Source organism: Myxococcus dinghuensis, from assembly GCF_024198235.1.
In the GTDB taxonomy this organism is placed as follows: Bacteria; Myxococcota; Myxococcia; order Myxococcales; family Myxococcaceae; genus Myxococcus; species Myxococcus dinghuensis.
In genome coordinates this window covers 15,684-32,877 of record NZ_JAKCFB010000030.1, presented here as the reverse complement: position 1 = coordinate 32,877, position 17,194 = coordinate 15,684, and the positions used below count along the sequence as shown (strand labels likewise).

At 71.0% G+C, this 17,194-nt stretch carries 17 protein-coding genes; 12 read left to right on the top strand and 5 right to left on the bottom strand.

The annotated features are described in order from the left end of the window. Window positions 1-10: 10 nt before the first annotated feature. Together LZ198_RS30290 and LZ198_RS30285 are read right to left on the bottom strand one after the other, a co-directional pair. Window positions 11-682 (bottom strand): YggS family pyridoxal phosphate-dependent enzyme, encoded by a 672-nt coding sequence (locus tag LZ198_RS30290; RefSeq protein ID WP_253975586.1) that lies wholly within the window; start codon window positions 680-682, stop codon window positions 11-13. After that, the gene (locus LZ198_RS30285; RefSeq protein WP_253975585.1) at window positions 679-1,278 is read right to left on the bottom strand and encodes a Maf family protein; all 600 of its coding nucleotides are present in this window, start codon (window positions 1,276-1,278) and stop codon (window positions 679-681) included. Before LZ198_RS30285 ends, LZ198_RS30290 begins: the two co-directional genes overlap by 4 nt. A 52-nt stretch (window positions 1,279-1,330) precedes the next feature. On the opposite strand from LZ198_RS30285, the gene LZ198_RS30280 reads away from it, so the two are divergent. After that, on the top strand, window positions 1,331-2,422 hold the full coding sequence (locus LZ198_RS30280; RefSeq protein ID WP_253975584.1) for a GGDEF domain-containing protein: 1,092 nt from the start codon (window positions 1,331-1,333) through the stop codon (window positions 2,420-2,422). A gap of 99 nt (window positions 2,423-2,521) precedes the next feature. Here LZ198_RS30280 and LZ198_RS30275 read toward each other — a convergent pair whose 3' ends face one another. Continuing rightward, window positions 2,522-4,090 (bottom strand): peptidylprolyl isomerase, encoded by a 1,569-nt coding sequence (locus tag LZ198_RS30275; protein WP_253975583.1) that lies wholly within the window; start codon window positions 4,088-4,090, stop codon window positions 2,522-2,524. A 218-nt stretch (window positions 4,091-4,308) separates the two neighbouring features. Between LZ198_RS30275 and mreC the strand changes: the two genes are divergently transcribed. The 5 genes from mreC (at window position 4,309) to LZ198_RS30250 (ending at window position 9,641) form a co-directional block, all read left to right on the top strand. After that, window positions 4,309-5,169 (top strand): rod shape-determining protein MreC, encoded by an 861-nt coding sequence (mreC, locus tag LZ198_RS30270; protein WP_253975582.1) that lies wholly within the window; start codon window positions 4,309-4,311, stop codon window positions 5,167-5,169. After that, entirely contained in the window at window positions 5,166-5,666 is a 501-nt protein-coding gene (locus tag LZ198_RS30265) for a hypothetical protein (protein WP_253975581.1), read from the top strand. The genes mreC and LZ198_RS30265 overlap by 4 nt, the downstream gene beginning before the upstream one ends. Beyond that, window positions 5,663-7,705 (top strand): penicillin-binding protein 2, encoded by a 2,043-nt coding sequence (gene mrdA / locus LZ198_RS30260; protein ID WP_253975580.1) that lies wholly within the window; start codon window positions 5,663-5,665, stop codon window positions 7,703-7,705. Before LZ198_RS30265 ends, mrdA begins: the two co-directional genes overlap by 4 nt. After that, window positions 7,689-8,840 carry a rod shape-determining protein RodA gene (gene rodA / locus LZ198_RS30255; protein WP_253975579.1) on the top strand — a complete coding sequence of 384 codons (1,152 nt, stop codon included), beginning with the start codon at window positions 7,689-7,691 and terminating at the stop codon, window positions 8,838-8,840. The genes mrdA and rodA overlap by 17 nt, the downstream gene beginning before the upstream one ends. A 141-nt stretch (window positions 8,841-8,981) precedes the next feature. Beyond that, window positions 8,982-9,641, top strand: a complete 660-nt coding sequence (locus LZ198_RS30250; RefSeq protein WP_253975578.1) for a PilZ domain-containing protein — start codon at window positions 8,982-8,984, stop codon at window positions 9,639-9,641. A 52-nt stretch (window positions 9,642-9,693) separates the two neighbouring features. Here LZ198_RS30250 and LZ198_RS30245 read toward each other — a convergent pair whose 3' ends face one another. Both LZ198_RS30245 and trxA read right to left on the bottom strand, forming a co-directional pair. Next, window positions 9,694-10,014 (bottom strand): hypothetical protein, encoded by a 321-nt coding sequence (locus tag LZ198_RS30245; protein WP_253975577.1) that lies wholly within the window; start codon window positions 10,012-10,014, stop codon window positions 9,694-9,696. 521 nt (window positions 10,015-10,535) lie between these two features. After that, window positions 10,536-10,865, bottom strand: a complete 330-nt coding sequence (gene trxA / locus LZ198_RS30240) for a thioredoxin (RefSeq protein WP_253975576.1) — start codon at window positions 10,863-10,865, stop codon at window positions 10,536-10,538. Window positions 10,866-11,047: 182 nt separating this feature from the next. On the opposite strand from trxA, the gene LZ198_RS30235 reads away from it, so the two are divergent. The 6 genes from LZ198_RS30235 to LZ198_RS30210 all read left to right on the top strand — a co-directional run bounded on the left by LZ198_RS30235 (window position 11,048) and on the right by LZ198_RS30210 (window position 17,194). Next, a complete protein-coding gene (locus LZ198_RS30235; protein WP_253975575.1) occupies window positions 11,048-11,431 on the top strand; it encodes a hypothetical protein in 384 nt (127 codons plus the stop codon). 34 nt (window positions 11,432-11,465) lie between these two features. Beyond that, window positions 11,466-12,281, top strand: a complete 816-nt coding sequence (locus tag LZ198_RS30230) for a cytochrome C assembly family protein (protein WP_253975574.1) — start codon at window positions 11,466-11,468, stop codon at window positions 12,279-12,281. 2 nt (window positions 12,282-12,283) lie between these two features. Beyond that, window positions 12,284-13,606, top strand: coding sequence for a glutamyl-tRNA reductase (hemA, locus tag LZ198_RS30225; protein WP_253975573.1), 1,323 nt, complete (start codon window positions 12,284-12,286; stop codon window positions 13,604-13,606). Beyond that, window positions 13,603-14,544 carry a hydroxymethylbilane synthase gene (hemC, locus tag LZ198_RS30220; protein ID WP_253975572.1) on the top strand — a complete coding sequence of 314 codons (942 nt, stop codon included), beginning with the start codon at window positions 13,603-13,605 and terminating at the stop codon, window positions 14,542-14,544. The genes hemA and hemC overlap by 4 nt, the downstream gene beginning before the upstream one ends. A gap of 42 nt (window positions 14,545-14,586) precedes the next feature. After that, window positions 14,587-15,318, top strand: coding sequence for a uroporphyrinogen-III synthase (locus LZ198_RS30215; protein WP_256560043.1), 732 nt, complete (start codon window positions 14,587-14,589; stop codon window positions 15,316-15,318). Between the two features lie 97 nt (window positions 15,319-15,415). Next, window positions 15,416-17,194 (top strand): zinc metalloprotease, encoded by a 1,779-nt coding sequence (locus LZ198_RS30210; RefSeq protein ID WP_253975570.1) that lies wholly within the window; start codon window positions 15,416-15,418, stop codon window positions 17,192-17,194.

Below are 17,194 nucleotides of genomic sequence, written 5' to 3'. Positions count from 1 at the left end.
GCCGCGCGGCTCAGGCGCGGTCTCCGAAGAGGGCCGTCCCCACGCGCACCACGGTGGCCCCCTCCGCGATGGCCAGCTCGAAGTCGTGGGTGGTGCCCATGGACAGCTCGGGCAGGCCGTGTCGCGCCGCCAGCTCGCGCAGCGTCCGGAAGGCGCCGCGCGCGAGCGCCTCGTCGTCGGTGGGCGGGGGCAGCGACATGAGCCCCACCAGCCGCAGCCCGGGCAGCTCCCGGACCCGGGCGAGGAAGTCCCCGACCGCCGCCGGCTCGAGCCCGCTCTTGGTGGCCTCTCCGCCCACGTTGACCTCGGCGTAGCAGGGCAGGGGCGGTGCGCCCTCGCGGCGCTTCGACAGCTCCCGCGCCACCTCCACCCGGTCCAACGCGTGGAACGCGCTGGCCACCCGCGCCACGTACTTCACCTTGTTCGTCTGCAGCGGCCCGATGGCATGCCACCGCAGCCCCTCCAGCTCCGCCAGCTCCGCGGCCTTGTCCCGCAGCTCCTGCGCGTAGTTCTCGCCGAAGTCGCGCTGGCCGGCGGCGTACGCCTCGCGGATGAGCGCCGCGGGCTTGAGCTTCGACACCGCCACCAGCGTCACCGACTCCACGGGGCGTCCGGCGCGCGCGCAGGCCTCCTCCACCCGCCGCCGCACCGCCGCCAACCGCTCCGCCACGGACGTGCTCACCGCTGGGCCCCCCAGGCCAGGGGCACGCCCGCGCGCTCCAGGAGCGCGAGCGTCTCGCCCAGCGGCAGGCCGATGACGTTGGTGGGGCTGCCGTTCACCGCCGCCACGAGGAAGGCGCCCTTGCCCTGGACGGCGTAGGCCCCGGCCCGGTCCAACGGCTCGCCCGTGCCCGCGTACCAGGCGATCTCCGCGTCCGTCAGCGCGCGGAAGGTGACGCGCGTGTGGACCACCAGCGACTCGTCGTGCCGCCCGGCGAGCGCGACGCCGGTGAACACGTCATGCGTCTTGCCGGACAGGCGGCCGAGCATCGCCCGGGCCTCCGCCGCGTCCTGGGGCTTGCCGAGCAGCTCGTTGCCCAGGGCCACGGTGGTGTCCGCGGCCAGCACCCACGCGTCGGGGTGGCGCGCGGCCACGACGCGGGCCTTCTCACGGGCCAGGCGCAGCACGTAGGGGGCTGCCTCCTCGCCCGCGTGGGGTGTCTCGTCGATGTCCGCCGCGGAGACGGTAAAAGTGAGGCCCAGTTGAGTGAGGAAGTCCCGTCGGCGCGGAGAAGACGAGGCGAGGACGAGCAACGTTTGATCAGCGTGCGTGTGCATGTTACGGCTCCCGGTGCCCTAGCAGACTAGCGCCTCGGAGCGGACTCTACGGATGAATCCCGCGGACCTCCTGTCGGCCATGAAGCGGACGGTGGAGCAGTTGGCCGCCTACAACGAGATGGCGAAGGCGCTGACCTCCACCCTGGAGCTGCGCGAGGTGCTCGCGCTCGTCATGCAGAAGGTCAGCAGCCTGCTGCTGCCCCGCAACTGGTCGCTCATCCTGCAGGACGAGCGCACCGGCAAGCTCTACTTCGAGATCGCCGTGGGGGAGGGGGCCGGGGTCCTCAAGGGCCTCCAGCTCAACCCGGGTGAGGGCATCGCCGGCGCCGTCTTCTCCTCGGGCGTGGCCCGGCTGGTCCACGACGTGGGGGGCGACCCCAGCTTCTCTCCGCGCTTCGACGAGGCCTCCGCCTTCCACACCCGCTCCATCCTCGCCGTGCCGCTGCTCTCCCGGGGCCACGTGCTGGGCGTCATCGAGCTGGTCAACGGCCCGACGGATCCCCCCTTCTCCAGCGACGACCTCACCACGCTCACCGCCATCGCGGACTACGCGGCCATCGCCATCGAGAACGCGCGCAACTTCCGCCGGGTGCAGGAGCTCACGATCACCGACGAGCACACCGGCTGCTACAACGCCCGGCACCTGCGCGCGCAGTTGGACCACGAGGTGAAGCGCTCGGCGCGCTTCCGCCACCCGCTGTCGCTCGTCTTCCTGGACCTGGACCACTTCAAGAGCGTGAACGACCACCACGGCCACCTGATGGGCAGCGCCACCTTGAAGGAGGTGGGGGACCTGCTCATGTCCCTGGGCCGCAACGGCCTGGACGCCGTCTTCCGGTACGGTGGGGACGAGTTCGCCATCCTCCTGGTGGAGACGGACCAGGACGGCGCGGCCCTCATCGGCCAGCGCGTGTGCGAGGCCTTCCGGGGCCGCTCCTTCCTCCGGGAGCACGGGCTGGACGTGCGCGTCACCGCCAGCGTGGGCGTGGCCACCTTCCCGGACCACGCCTCCGCCGCGCTCGACCTCATCCGCGCCGCGGACTTCGCCATGTACGCGGCCAAGGCCCGGGGGCGCGACGCCGTCTGCGTCGCCGAGGCCCCCGTGCCGGACGACGGCAACGGCTCCGACTTCCCGGTGCGCTGAGCCCGCGCCCCGGCCCCGCGAAAAAGGCCGAGGGCCGGGGAGGGGATGACCCTCGGCCCGGCCCTCGTGGGGACGTCGCGTCGTGGCGCGGAAAAGGACCTACCCGGCGCCCACCACCGAGTCGATGGCCTCGGTGTTCGTCACCACGTTGCCGTTCTTCTTCAGCGCCTTGAGGAAGGACTCCGTCTGCTCGATCTGCTTGGCCTGCTGGGCCTGGGCGCGCAGCGTGTCCTTCTTCGCCTCGAAGCCCGCGGCGTCCGGCTTCTGGCGGTCCACCACCTGCGCCACCACGAAGCCCTCGCCCACGGGGAAGGCCTCGCCCAGCGCCTGCGGGCCGTTGGCCGCGAAGATGGCCTTCACCAGCTCCGGCGCGGGGCCCAGGTGGGGCACGGCCTCACCCTCGGCGGTGAAGCTGTCCGTCTCCACGGCCTCCGGGCGCGTCTCCGTCTCGAAGCGCAGCAGCGCGGGCTGCTCCTTCTCCGGCGGGAACTGCTCCTTCAGCGTCTTGCCGCCCTGGGTGGTGGCCAGCGCCTTCTGGGCCTCGGCCTTCGCCAGCTCCTTGGCGCGCTCCTGCTTGTAGAGCGTGGTGGCGATCTCGTCCTGGACCTGCTCCAGCTTCTTGTCCTGGGCCGCCTGCTTCTCCTCCACCTTCACCAGGTGGACGCCGAACTTCGTCTCCACCGGCTGCGTCACCTCGCCCGCCTTCAGGGCGAAGGCCGCGTCCGCCAGCGCCGGCTCCCAGCTTCCGCGCTCCACCCAGCCCAGGTCGCCACCGCGCGCCTTGCTGCCGGGGTCCTCGCTGCTCTCGCGAGCGACGAGCGCGAAGTCCTTGCCGCCGTCGAGCTCCTTCTTCAGCGCCTCCGCCTTCTTCAGCGCCTCCGCCTTCTGCTCGGGCGTGGCCTCGGGGGGCAGCTTCACGAGCACCTGGCGGGCGCGGATGCGCTCCGGCTGCTGGTACACGAACTTGTTGGCCTCGAAGTAGTCCTTGATCTCCTTCTCGTGCGCCTTCTTCCACTCGCCGAGCTGGGCGGCGGTGGGCGCCGGGACCTTGTCCGCGTACATGGTGGGCAGGAAGCGGGCGAAGACGACCTTGGCCGTGTTGCCGTCCTTCTCGTAGCGGGCGAACACCTCGTCGTCGGAGACGGCGGCGTTGGAGCGCACGACCTCCATCATCTTCTGGGCGGCGAGCTGGCGGCGCAGCTCCGCCTCGAAGTCCTGGGGCGTCTTCCGGTAGAAGTCGCGCAGCACCTGCTGGTAGCGCGCGAAGTCGAACTGGCCCTCCTTGTTGTGGAAGTCCGAGTTCTGGTGGATGAGCTTGCGCAGCTCGTCATCCGACGGGTTGATGCCGCGCTGCTCGGCCGCCTGGGCCAGCAGCTCCGTGTTCACCAGCCGGTCCAGCACCTGGGTGTGCATGCCGAACTGGCGCGCGACGGACTCGGGGATGGGGCTGCCCTGCGAGCGCAGGAAGCTCATCTGCCGGGCCCACGCCGTGGCGAAATCACGCAGCGGGATCTCCTTGCCGTTCACCGTGGCCACGGAGCCGGGCGCCGTGCTCGGGCCCGACGCGCGGAACCCGGAGCTGCCAGGGCCGAACTGCAGCGTGAACACCACCGCGATGCCGATGATGAACAGCAGGGAGAGAGCCTTCCGGGGGTTCAGTCCGTCCATTGTCGTCACTTCGGGAGCAAACGCGCCGAGAAAAGTCGTGCGGAAGGTCTCGCGACGCGGTGTTGTTGGTAGCCCGGCCGGAGGGTGGCTGACCCGCGACCACCCCCCTCGCAGGGCCTTGACTGCCTAGGATAACGCACCAGAAAATGCAAGCGATTTAGAGAGCTTAGCCGCACCCCCTTCATCCGCACGCCCCTCCCACCCCGGAATTCCCCTCTGTGCTGTCGCTCCTCAAGCGATATCGTCGCCCGCTCATCGTGGGCGCGCTGCTGCTCTACCCGCTGCTCGCCTTCCTGTTGAGCGGGCGCAAGGGCAGGGACCCCAACCCCATCGACCGGGCGGTCATCGCCGTCAGCTCGCCCGTCCAGCAGGCGCTCACCGCGGGCATCGAGGGCTCGGTGTCCGCGGTGCGGCACTACCTGGACCTGCGGGGGGTGCGGCAGGAGAATGATGCCCTGCGCCTGGAGAACCTCCAGCTCCGGGCCACGGTGCAGGCGCTGGGCGAGTCGCGCACGGAGAACGAGCGGCTGCGCAAGCTCCTGGGGTACGCGGAGGCGGCGCCGGGGCCGGAGATTCCCGCGCGGGTGGTGGGAGTCAACCCGGTGGCCAAGCTCCTGTCGGTGCGCATCAGCGGTGGCGAGAAGGACGGCGTGTTCCGGGGCATGTCCGTGGTGACGCCGGACGGCATCGTCGGGCAGGTCATCCGGGCCACGGGCGGCTATTCGGACGTGGCGCTGGTGACGGACCCGCAGAGCCGGGTGGCGGTGCGGGTGCAGCGCTCGCGGGCGCGCGGCACGGCGGCGGGGGCGGGCAGTGGCCCCTTGAAGCTGGAGAACATGCTGCGCACGGAGGACGTGGAGGACGGCGACCTCATCATCACCTCCGGGACGGACGGCATCTATCCGCCGGGCCTGGTGGTGGGGCGGGTGACGAACCTGGAGAAGAAGCAGCACGGCATGTTCCAGGGCGCGGACATCGTTCCGGCGGTGGACACCTCCAAGTTGGAGGAGGTCCTGGTGGTGGGCAGCCCCTACAGCGCCATGGCGCAGGGCAACGCGGCGGAGGGCGCGGCGAAATGAAGTTCCTGGTGACGGTGGGCATCGCGCTGGCGCTGCTCACGCTGGAGTCCGTGGTCGTCAAGCAGGCGGGGCTGGTGCTCGGCCGCATCGACGTCACCGTGGTGCTGGTGGCCTTCCTCGCGCTGCGCGCGACGCTGCTCGAGGGCGCGTTCTCCGCGTTCGCGGTGGGCTACCTCCTGGACCTGATGAGCGGTCAGCCCACGGGGTTGTTCACCTTCCTGGCCGTCTTCACGTTCCTCGTCGGGCGGCTGGTCTCCAGCTTCGTCGACGTGCGCGGCGCGCTGTCCTTCGCGCTGTTCGCCATGGGCGCGGACGTGGGCCACGGCCTGTTGTCCGCGTTCTTCACCTGGTTGACGGTGAAGGACGGCGGCACGGGCCAGGCGCTGGCGGGGCTGCCGCTGCAGGTGGCGCTCACGGGCGCCGCGGCGGTGGTGCTGTTCCCGCTGTTCCGCAGGTTCGAGGCGGCGCAGGACCGGCCGGCGGGGTTGCTGCGGTGACGCCCCCCACGCTGGGCAACACGACGCCCGGACGCGAGCTCAAGCGCCGCTTCCTCTGGCTGGGCCTGGCCATGACGCTGGGCATGGGGCTGTTGTCCATCCAGCTCTACCGCCTGCAGATCACCCGCGGCGAGGAGTACTCCGCCAAGAGCGTGGCCAACTTCGTCAAGGAGGTGCGCCTGCGCGCCGACCGCGGCGTCATCAAGGACGCGCGCGGCACCATCCTCGTCGACAGCCGCCCGTCCTTCGACGCCTTCATCACCCCGGCGTTCTGCACCGACTGCGCCGAGCAGGTCATCCCGCGCCTGGCGGAGCTGCTGCAGTGGGACGCGGACCAGCGCAAGAAGGTGGAGGACCTGGTGCGCCAGGGCCGGCGCAACGCCCCGTTCCAGCCCGTGCCCGTGCGCGTGGACCTGACGCGCGACGAGTACGACCGGCTGGCGGCGCGGCGCGACATCCTCGACGGCGTGGAGGTCGCGCCCGTCCCGCACCGCTTCTACCGGACCAGCGCGGTGCTGTCGCACGTGCTGGGCTACATGAACGAAATCACCCAGGAGGAGCTGGAGCGGCTCAACGGGGACGGCCTGCGCTACGCGCTGGGGGACTACATCGGCCGGCGCGGGCTGGAGCGCTACTTCGAGCAGCGCCTGCGCGGCGAGGACGGCGTGCGCAAGGAAGTGGTGAACGCGCGCGGGCAGAAGATCGAGGAGCTCAACGTCAAGCTGGGCGACAACGCCGTGGTGCAGCCCAAGGCGGGCAGCAACCTGGTGCTCTCCATCGACATGCGGCTGCAGGAGGAGGCGGAGCGGGCCTTCCCCGGCGTGACGGGCGCGGTGGTGGCCATCGACGTGCACACGGGCTTCATCCGCGCGCTGGTGTCGCGGCCGGGCTTCGACCCGAACCTCCTGACGGGCCGCGTGACGCCCACGCAGATGGCGCAGTTGTCGCGCGACCCGCTGGAGCCCATGGTCAACCGCGTGGCCGCCGAGCACTACAGCCCGGGCTCCACCTTCAAGGTCGTCACCGCGCTGGCGGCGTTCAAGTCCGGCGCCTTCCGTCCGGAGACGGTGGTCAACTGCCCCGGCGGCTACCGGCTCGGCGCGCGCACCTGGCGCTGCCACCTGGACCGGGGCCACGGGTTGGTGAACGGCCTGGACGCGATGAAGAGCTCCTGCGACACGTGGTTCTACAAGGTCGCGGACACCATCGGCCTGGACCCCATCGGAGAGATGGGCAAGTCGCTGGGCCTGGGCAGCCCCACGGGCATCAGCGTGGTGGCTGAGGTGCCCGGCATCATGCCCACCAGCGCGTACCACGACAAAGCCTCGCCGGGCGGCTACACCAAGGGCATGGCGCTCAACAGCGCCATCGGTCAGGGTGACAACAACGTCACGCCGCTCCAGCTCGCGCTGATGTACGCGGCCATCGCCAATGGCGGCACGCTGTTCAAGCCGCAGCTCGTCCAGCGGCTGGAGAACCTGGACGGCCAGGTGGTGCAGGAGTTCCAGCCGGAGGTGGTGCGCAAGGTGGACCTGCCCCCCGCGCACCTGAAGGCCGTCATCGAGGGCCTGGTGAAGGTGGCCCACGAGCCCGGCGGCACGGCCATGCGCTCGCGCCTGAAGTACATGCGCGACCTGGACGTGAAGATCGCCGCCAAGACGGGCACCGCGCAGGTGGCGCGGCTGGGCGCGGTGCGCCTGAAGACGCACCAGATGAGCTTCTTCGAGCGTGACCACGCGTGGTTCGCGGGCTTCGCGCCGGCGGACAAGCCGGAGATCGCCGTGGTGGTGCTCAACGAGCACGGTGGCCACGGCGGCGCGGACGCGGCGCCCACGGCGATGGCCGTCATCCAGAAGTACCTGGACCTCAAGCAGCAGGACGCCACGGCGCCGCCGCCGCGCCCCAACCAGCCCTATACGCCGTCGCTGTCTCGCGCCCCCACGCCCGACGAGGGGACGATGACGCGGGCCGTGCCGCCGCCGTCCCACCTGCCGGGGGACGAGGAAGGCGAGGACCTGAACAATGCAACTGCGGATTGAGCGACGGATGGTGCCCCACGTCCCGTGGGGCCTCATCTTCTGCGTGCTGGGCGTGGCCCTGCTGGGCATCTGGAACCTCGCCTCCGCGTCGCGTCCACCGCTCGCGCCGGTGTGGTCCAGCCAGGCCGCGTACCTGGGGCTGGGCGTGGGCGCGGTGCTGGTGGTGTGCCTGGTCGACTACCGGTGGATCCAGCGCATGGCGCTGCCCATCTACGTCCTGAACATCCTGGCGCTCATCGCCCTGCGCTTCGTGGGCCACACCGCCAAGGGCGCGGAGAGTTGGTTCGTCATCGGGCCGCTGCGGCTGCAGCCCGCGGAGTTCATGAAGATCGGCGTGGTGCTGATGCTGGCCAAGGTCTACCACGACGACTTCCGCCCCAACGAGCCGTCATACGGCCTGGTGCGGCTGTGGAAGCCGCTGCTCGTGGTGGGCGTGCCCTTCATCCTCGTGCTGGTGCAGCCGGACCTGGGCACCGCGCTGATGATCGGCCTGTCCTCGCTCACCGTCATCCTCTTCGGCAAGGTGCGCTGGTACCTGGTGGCGACGCTGCTGGCGTGTGTCCTCGCGGGCGCCATCGTCATCTGGAACGACTACATCCGCGACGTGCCGGAGCCCCGGCCCACCATCGTCCGGCACTACCTGAAGAAGCACCAGAGCCAGCGCATCTCCGGGTGGCTGGACCCGGAGGCGGACCTGCGCGGCAGCGGCTACCACGCGGCGCAGTCGAAGATCGCCGTGGGCAGCGGCGGCGTGTCCGGCAAGGGCTGGCGCGAGGGCACCCAGACGGGCCTGCGCTTCCTTCCCGAGCAGCACACCGACTTCATCTTCTCCGTGTGGGCGGAGGAGCACGGCTTCATCATGTGCTCGCTCCTGCTGGTGCTCTACGGCGCCATCTTCATCTTCGGACTGGGCGTGGGCTTCAACGCGAGAGACAGGTTCGGCGCCTTCATCGCGGTGGGCGTGGTGGCCATGCTCTTCTGGCAGGTGTTCGAGAACATCGGCATGGTGATTGGCCTGCTCCCCGTGACGGGCATCACCCTCCCATTGATGAGCTATGGCGGCTCTTCCATGATGTCCGTGATGCTCAGCATTGGCTTGCTGGTGAACATCAGCATGCGTCGTCACATGTTCTGAGACGTCGCGAGACGGGCGCCGAGCCTGTCTCGAGGTCGGGACCGCCGTGAGGTGCTCGGCGACCGCCCTGCGCTGGTGTATGAACGACCCCACCAATTCCGGGGGGAGGGCGAGTCCCTCTCGGGCCGGTGGAGGTCAGTCATGCAGAGGAAGGGTGGGCAGAAGGGCAGCGGGAGTGTCCGTGTGGCGGACGTGGCCGCGGCCAGGGAGCTGAAGCCGGCGGCGCCGGTGGTGGTGCGGCGGCCCGAGCCGGAGCGCGAGGAGGCCCGCGCGAGCGTCGCGGCGCTGGCGCCCCTCATCGAGATGAACCAGGGGGAGCCGGAGCACCGGGAGTTCCCTCGCGCGCAGTTGTCCACGCGCTTCGACGTCTGGGTGGACGACGAGGACGGGGCGCGGCGCTTCGCGGCGAGCCTCTCGTCCGTCAACGTCAGCGTCAGCGGCGCCTTCCTGGGCAGCACCTTCTACCTGCCGCTGGGCACGGTGCTGGGGGTGCGCTTCTCCTTGGAGTCCGGCGCGGCGCCGGTGCTGGCCCGCGCGCAGATCGTGCGCGAGGAGCGCGGAGATGGCCCCGGTGGACGCAGCGGTTTCGGCATCCGCTTCCTCGACTTCAGCGGTCAGACGGAGGTCGCGCTGGCGAGGCTGTTCGTGGGGGCGCGGCTGAGGGCCTTCGCGGAGGAATACCTGAAGTCCCAGCGGGCGCGTTCACTACCCAACGAATTGGAGCGCGTGGTGGATGTGCTGTCTGCCTGGGAGCTGCTCAAGGCGACGGGCACCGAAGCGAACCCCTGGCAGGGGAAGTAAGACGGGAAGACCGGCTCGCCCAGGGCCGTGGGCGTCACCGTGACATCTTGTCTCAGGCGGGCTTGCCTCCGGCCAGCAGCCGGCGGCGCTCCGCCTGGTAGTGCGCGGAACACAGACCCTTGGAGCGCAGCTCGCGCATGCAGTCCGGCACCGTGCAGCGCCGGTCCGCGGCGACGATATTGCCCACCAGCGCCTTGGGCGGACGGCCTCGACGGCGGTTCGCCGAGATGGCGTTGGTGCCGCCCACCGAGGGAATGCCTTGATTCATCGCCCGGAGGACGCCCCGCCCGATGGCGTCTCCCAGCGCCTCCGCCCAATTCACCAACGCGGGGGTCAACGGGACTTTCGACAACTCCTTACGCGGCCGTGCCATGAATACTCCATGTGAAAACAGTCAAACCAAACAAGACTTCCAATGTGCCTATTTGGCGGTGGATGTCAATGCTGTCAATACAAGCTAGGCGGGTCTCTCATGACTCGCAAACCTTCGCGGCAAATTGATGACAAGGCTGCAAAGGGATACGTGGTTCCCGTAGCCGCGCTGGACAGTGCAACGCCGGTGCGGTGGATTTGTCCGCGACGGTCGGAATCGTTGGGGGAGCGGGGGATGTCGAACGCACGCACGCCCGAGCCGGACGCAACACCGCGACGTGGCATGACACCGCGACGTGGCATCGGGAAACGGGTGCAACCCAGTCGCATTGGTGTCCGGGAGACAACGAGCCCGCGCGAGGCGGCGGGGTGTTCCACGTGTGTCCGGAAAGGGGACGGGCGCGGGTCGCGCAATCCTTGCGCGTGAATCACCGGGCCGCCGCGTCCCGCGCCGGGCCGCGGCGCACGCAAGGCCTGGGGGCCTGTCGTGCGCGCGAGCCGGACGCGCGAAGCGGGTGCTGCCTACAGCGCCTTCTTGATGGCGTCCTCGATGCGCGACTTCGGGACCGCGCCGACGATCTGCTCCACGACCTTGCCGCCCTTGAAGACGAGCAGGGTGGGGATGGAGCGGATGCCATACTGCTGGGGCGTGTCCTGGTTGTCGTCGATGTTGAGCTTGGTGAACTTCACCTGGTCGCCGTACTGGCTGGCCAGCGCGTCGATGGACGGGGCGATGGCGCGGCACGGCGCGCACCAGGTCGCCCAGAAATCCACCAGCACCGGCTTGGAGGATTCCAGCACCTCCTGGTTGAAGTCGCCATCTCCGACATTCGTCACGTGGTCGCCTGCCATGGTGTCTCCTTGGGGCCCTCTCCGGCCTGCACGGCGGGTCGTGTAGTACGCGCCCCGTGGGCCTGCAAGAACCGGTGGTTCATCAGCCGTTCTGCCCGGAAAGATGCGGACAGGTGTCGGGGGTTTCGCGCGGATTCCCGAACAGGTCCCCCGGCCCCTGGCGGCTGGTGTAGGCTGGAGGGGTGACGAAGCTCTTCCTGCCCCAGGCCCAGCTCGAGGAGTGGGCCCTGGCCGACAAAGCGGACGTGCGCGACGGCAAGCTGGTGGTGATGGCGGAGGGGGGCACGACCTTCTCCGTCTCTCCGGCCGTGCATTTCGTGCAACTCGTGACGGGTGAGGACACCCATGGGCTGGTGGCCCGGGTGAAGACCGAGGAGCAGCTCTCCCGGCTGGGGGCCGAGCAGATGGCCGACTCGGTCCTGGTGGGGGAGACGGCCTACGAGGTCGTTCCGGGGTATGTGACGGACGTCCCTGCGGGCGTGCCCCGCCCCGAAGGCGTGGCGGGCAAGAAGCCGGATTCGGAGACCGACCTGTTGGCTGCCTTCCTCCTCAACAAGATGGGCTGATTCGCCCGTCATCCGCGGTTATGTGCCCGACCCCATGAGCCACTCGCTCGTTTCGCTCGCCTGTCACGCGTACGGCATCGCCGCCGTGGTGTACCTCGCCTACCTCGTCCGCCAGTCGGAGGCGTTGGCCATGGCGGGGCGCGTGCTGGTGGGCGGCGGGCTGGTGCTGCACGGCGTCGCGCTCTTCGAGCTCCTGGACGTGCAGGCGGGGCGCCCGGTGGGCATGGCGCAGGGGTTCTCCACGCTGGCCTTCCTGCTGCTCGCCATCTTCCTGGCGCTGGACGTGCGCTACCGCCGGCCGGTCATCGGCGCGTTCCTCACGCCGCTGGCGGTGGCGGTGCTGCTGCCGGGGCTGTTGATGCACGGGGGCCAGTCCCCGCTGCCCCCCGGGGTGCGACAGCCGCTGCTGCCGCTGCACATCACCCTGGCCCTGCTGGGGCTGGCGGCGTTCGCGGTGGCCGCGGGGGTGGGCGTCATGTACCTGCTGATGGAGCGGCAGGTGCGCGCCAAGCGCTTCGGGCTGTTGTTCTCGCGGCTGCCGTCGCTCGAGTTCCTGGACACCCTCAACCGCCGGTTGGTGGTGTGGGGGTTCATCGCGCTGTCCATCACCCTGGCCACCGGCGCGTTCTTCGTCACCACCACGCGCGGGTGGGCGTGGGATGGCAAGTCCATCGCCACGGTGGTGGCGTGGGCGGTGTTCGCCGCGCTGGTGAACGCGCGCATCTTCGCCGGGTGGCGCGGTCGCCGCGTGGCGCTGTTGACCATGGCGGGGTTCTGCCTGGTGTTGGTCTCCTTCCTGACCTCGTATGAACCCGCGTCGAGCGCCGCGGCCGTCATGAGGATGCCCTGACCATGGAGCTCGTCTGCATCGGATTGTCACACCGGACGGCGCCCCTGGGGGTGCGTGAGCGGCTCGCGCTCTCCGACACCCGACAGGTGGAGGTGCTCCAGCGCCTGGCGCAGTCACCGGTGGAGGTGCTCTGGGTGTCCACCTGCAACCGCGTGGAGGTGTACCTGTCCGCGCCGGACGCGATGGCCGCGCGCGACCGCGTGGTGGAGGAGCTGCAGTCGCTGGGCGGCGCCGAGGCGCGCGACCACCTGTACGAGCACCGGGGCGAGGCGGCCCTCGTGCACCTGTTCCGCGTGGCCTCCAGCCTGGACTCCATGGTGCTGGGCGAGGCGCAGATCTTGGGCCAGGTGAAGGACGCCTTCGAGCGGGGGCAGGGCGCGGGCGCGGTGCGTGGCGAGCTGACGCGCGCGTGCGCGGCGGCGTTCGGCTGCGCCAAGCGCGTGCGCACGGAGACGGCCATCGGTCGCGCGGCCACGTCCATGGCCTCCGCGGCCGTGCAGCTGGCCAGCAAGGTGTTCGACGGGCTGAAGGGCAAGACGGTGCTGGTGGTGGGCGCGGGGGAGATGGGCGAGCTGGCGGCGCGGCACCTGCAACAGGCGGGCGCGACGAAGCTGTTCATCACCAACCGCACGCTGGCCCGCGCGGAGGCGTTGGCGGCGGAGGTGGGCGGGACGCCCCGGCCCTTCGAGGAATTGTTCTCGCTGTTGACGGCGGCGGACGTGGTGGTGTGCAGCACCGCCTCGCCCGTGCCGCTCTTCACGCGGGAGAACGTGGGCGCCGTGGGGAAGGCGCGCAAGGGAAGGCCCCTGTTCATGGTGGACCTGGCGGTACCGCGCGACATCGACCCGGGCGTGGGCACGCTCGAGTGGGTGCACGCGTACGACGTGGACGACATCCAGAAGTTCGTGGCGGACAACGCCGCGGCCCGCGCCGAGGAGGCGCACAAGGCAGGGGTGCTGGTGGCGCAGGAGGTGGCGCGCTTCGTCAAGGAGCGCGCCCTGCGCGAGGGAATGCCGGTGCTGGCGCGGCTGCGTCAGCGCGCGGAGGCCATCGCGAAGGCGGAGGTGGACCGCACCCTCGCCTCGCTCGGCGACGGGCTCTCCGACAAGCAGCGCAAGAGCATCGAGGCCATGGGGCGCGCCATCGTGAACAAGCTGTTGCACGAGCCCACCGCGCGGCTGCGCGCCGTGGGACCGGAGGGCGAGGGCAACCGGCTGGCCGGCGCCGCCGCCGAACTGTTCGGCCTCATCGAGCAGGAGGCGCAGGTCGCCGCGGGCCTGTCGGAGGACCTGGCGCCGCAGGCCGCCACGGGGGCCAAGCGATGAGCGTCGTGCGTATCGCCACCCGACAGAGCCCGCTGGCGCTGTGGCAGGCGCGCCACGTGGGCGCGCTCCTGATGTCACACCATCCGGGGTTGGAGGTGTCCCTGGTGGAGATGACCACCGAGGGAGACCGCTTCCTGTCCGCGCCGCTGTCCGCGGTGGGGGGCAAGGGCCTGTTCGTGAAGGAGATCGAACAGGCGCTCATCGACGGCCGCGCGGACCTGGCCGTGCACAGCCTCAAGGACATGACGTCCGAGCTGCCGGAGGGCCTGGTGCTCGCGGCGGTGCCTCCCCGCGAGGACCCGCGTGACGCCTTCTGTGGCACCGCGGGTCAGACGCTGGACACGCTGGCGCCGGGCGCGCGCGTGGGCACGTCCTCGCTGCGCCGCAGCTGCATCCTGCGCTCGCGCCGGCCGGACCTGGAGATCGTCAGCCTGCGCGGCAACGTGCAGACGCGACTGCAGCGGACGAAGGAGCTGGGACTCGCGGGCGCGGTGCTGGCGTACGCGGGGCTCAAGCGCCTGGGGCTGGAGGGCGTCATCACGGAGGTCCTCCCGACGGAGGTGAGCCTCCCCGCGGTGGGGCAGGGCGTGCTGGCCATCCAGTGCCGGGGCGACGACGCGCGCGTGCGCGGGCTGCTCGCGCCGCTGGAGGACGCCACCACCCGCATCGCCGTCACGGCCGAGCGCGCGCTGCTGGCGAAGCTCGAGGGCGGCTGCACGGTGCCGCTCGCCGGGCACGCCACGGTGTCGGGGGGCGAGGTGTACCTGCGCGGACTCGTGGGCCGTCCGGATGGGATACGCGTGGTGCGGGGCGAGGTGCGCGGCCCCGTGGCGCGGGCGCACGCGTTGGGCGAGTCGCTCGCGGACGACCTCCTGTCGCGGGGCGCGGCGGAAATCCTCCGCGATTTCGCTCGCCGCCCCGGCGCACAAGCGCCCTAGAGTGCCGCGCGCGTGGAACGGCGACTGGAAGGCATCCGAGTCTTGGTGACTCGCCCGCGTGAGCGGGCCGAGGAGCTGTGTTTCCTCCTGGAGGACGAGGGGGCCGAGGTCCTCGGTCTCCCGCTGATGGAGCTGCGTCCGCCGGAGGACCCGCGTCCCCTGGCCTCCGCCGCGGAGCACATCCAGCGCTACCGCTGGGTGGTGTTCGCCAGCCCCTCCGCCGTCGACGCGCTCATGGAGGCGCTGCGCGAGGCGGGGACGGTGAACCGCCTGTCCCGGTTGAAGCTGGCGGCGGTGGGGCCCCGCACGGCGCGCGCCGTGAAGGGGCATGGCTTCGACGTGGCCGCCGAGCCCGAGGAGGGCACGGGGGCCGCGCTCTTCGAGCTGATGAAGGACGGGCTCCAGTCTGGCGACGAGGTGTTGCTGCCCGCCGCCGAGGAGGGCAGGCGCGAGCTGGAGGACTCGCTGCGCGAGGCGGGCGTGCTCGTCACGCGCGTGACGGCGTACCGCTCCACGCCCACGCCGCTGCCGCCGGAGGCCCTGGAGGCGCTGGAGTCCTCGCCGCCGGACGTGGCGGTGTTCGCCTCGCCGCGCACCGCGGAGGCCTTCCTGGAGGCCGCGGGCCGTGAGCGGTTGGGCGCCGCGCGGGTGGTGGCCATCGGCCCGACGACGGCGACCGCGCTCGAGCAGCTCGGCATCCCCGCCACCGCGGTGGCGGAGCGGCCCACGCCGGAGTCGCTGGTGGATGCGACGGTCCGAGCGGTTCGCGGCTAGACTGTCCCTTCCCTCGGCGCCCGGGCCACGTCCGCGTGGTCGCGCCCGAGCCGACGTGAAGGGACCTTCGATGACGCGGGGATTTCAGCGGTGCGCGGTGACTCTCGGTCTGTTCCTGGTGGCCACCGCCACCACGGCCGCGGCGCAGAGCGGCGATTACTACAAGGACCTGGGGCACCGGGTCCTCGCCACGCCGGATGATCCGTTCATCTACTACGTGGATGGCCGCAGCGCGCAGCCCGCTGGCAATGACCTGGCGCTGGTCCGCTCGGCGACGGCCGCCGCGTTCAAGGCCTGGCAGGACGTGGACTGCGCGTGGCCCACGTTCCAGGTCGCCGACGCGGGCGTCGCCACCAATGGCTCGCCCATGGTGGACGTGGCGGACCCCTTCGACGCCTTCAACGTCGTCCCCATCTGGGTGACGGACCGCAGCGACCCTCGCTACCTGGACACGCTCAACGGCGGCGAGCGCGCCGGGGCCGCCCGGCCGTTGACGTTCAACGGCTATGTGTACCAGTGCGACATCTACCTCAACGGCGTGTCGAGCGACTTCCGCTGGTCGACGCTGACGCCCACGCCCGCGGGGACCATGGACCTGCAGAGCGTGTTGACCCACGAGGTGGGGCATTGCCTGGGCCTGGGCGACACCATCGAGGCGCTGGACGCGGTGATGGCGCTCAACCTCAAGCCCGGGGAGTCCCGGCGCGCCATCGCCTCCTACGACCGCACGGCGCTGTGCCGCTTCTATCCGCAGACGGGCGCCGTCGGCTCGCCCTGCACCACGACGTGCGGCAGTGGCCTGACGTGCGTGACGACCGAGTCCACCGTGACGGGCCGCCCGGTGCGCGTCTGTGCCAAGGGGTGCACCGGGACCACCGACGGCGAATGTCCGGCGCCCTACGTGTGCCGCGCCTCCACGCTGGTGAGCGGCTCCTCCCGGGCGTGCTTGCCTGCCGCGCCCAACAGCGTCACGCCCGTGGGCAAGGCGTGCGACGCGTCGGCCCGCTCGTGTGGCTCGGCGCTGGGGCGCTGCATCCTGCCCACGCAGTTGCCGTCGGGGAGCACGGAGTTCAACGACTGGGACAAGGGCTATTGCACGGAGAACTGCGCTGGTCCCGGCACCTGTCCCACGGGCGCGGAGTGCACGGACGTCCCGGGCCAGGGCCGCATCTGCCTGAAGACGTGCGCGTCGGGCACCGGCGACTGCCGGCCCGGCTACTCCTGCTCTCCGATGCCGGAGGGCGACATGTGTGTCCCCAGCTGCGCGGGCAACGCGGACTGTGACGGCGACACGGTGTGCCGCAACTGCGACCGGGTCTGCGTGGCGCGTGGCACGGTGGGCCGCCAGATTGGCGATGCGTGCACCGCGGACGCGCAGTGCGGCACCAACCAGTCCTGCCTCTTCGCCGAGGGTGGCACGCAGGGCGTGTGCGCGCAGACGTGCTCGGTGGCCGCGTGCTTCTGCCCCTCCGGGACGACGTGCCAGACGGTCAACAAGGAGGGCGAGCGGGCGTGCGTGAGGGACTGCACCGCCGGCACCTGCGACTCGACGCTGCGCTGCGCGGCGGTGGCGACGGGCACCGCGGCCTGCCTGCCGGCCTGTCTGTCCAACCAGGACTGCGCGCCCGGCATGCTCTGTGGGAGCGGAGGGAGCTGCTACGATCCGGAGGCGAAGCCGGACGCCGGGTCGTGCGCGTTGTGCAACGACGGCGGCACGACGCCGCCGCCCGTCCCGGACGCGGGCACGAAGGCGCCCACCACGGGGGGCCCCGGGGGCTGCGGTTGCCAGGGCGCTCCCGCGTCGGCGGCGTTCTTCGGTGGAGTGACGATGTTGCTGTGGTGGGCTGGAAGGAGACGGACGTGGCACAAGGACTGA